The organism is Neisseria sp. P0008.S010, assembly GCF_051962715.1.
GTDB classification, from domain to species: Bacteria; Pseudomonadota; Gammaproteobacteria; order Burkholderiales; family Neisseriaceae; genus Neisseria; species Neisseria elongata.
In genome coordinates this window covers 1-254 of the sequence record NZ_JBQCVA010000356.1, presented here as the reverse complement: position 1 = coordinate 254, position 254 = coordinate 1, and the positions used below count along the sequence as shown (strand labels likewise).

The following is a 254-nucleotide window of genomic DNA, read 5'->3' as shown; positions in this document are numbered from 1 at the left end:
GAAACAATCCTAAGATTGCCGACCCTGAACTAAATGCTCTAAAGGTCGCTATACTTCCTCTTCCTGGAGGCGAGTTCCATCATTATGGCACAAGCCGCGAGATGATCTCTTCTACGCTTGCTGTCCAAAACAGCGTTATCGACCAGAGGGTAATCATGCAAAAGGGTGTAAAGCCACATCCTTCACTCTTTATCCAGAATGCCGATTGCAAAATCCGACTTACTTCCGACAATTCTGAAATATGGATTGAGAAC

At 44.9% G+C, this 254-nt stretch carries 1 protein-coding gene; it reads left to right on the top strand.

Features of this window, described 5'->3' with window-relative positions; genetic code table 11:
• Window positions 1-254, top strand: a 254-nt coding sequence (locus tag ACTHSL_RS13900) for a hypothetical protein (protein ID WP_440381742.1), incomplete at both ends; no start/stop codon positions are given.